Below are 255 nucleotides of genomic sequence, written 5' to 3'. Positions count from 1 at the left end.
ACTCTTCAATTGAAAGTTTTTTTGCTTCCTAAGAAGCGACTCTATGAATGACTGTTCTTATATAGAACACTCTTCAATGAGATAAATCGTTGTCGATGTATCTTCACTGTGAGTGCCCACACAGATTTGCTTGTCTCATTAATTGTTAAAGAGCAGGTTCAGGGTTTGCCCTGAACAGGGATGTGCATTCTACACTTTCCCGCTTTGGCGTCAAGTGGCTTGGCCACTCTTTTTTAACGCCGCTGATTAAGCTGC

Source organism: Shewanella mytili, from assembly GCF_046765975.1.
Classification (GTDB): Bacteria; Pseudomonadota; Gammaproteobacteria; order Enterobacterales; family Shewanellaceae; genus Shewanella; species Shewanella mytili.
Note: the sequence above shows the minus strand (reverse complement) of the source record.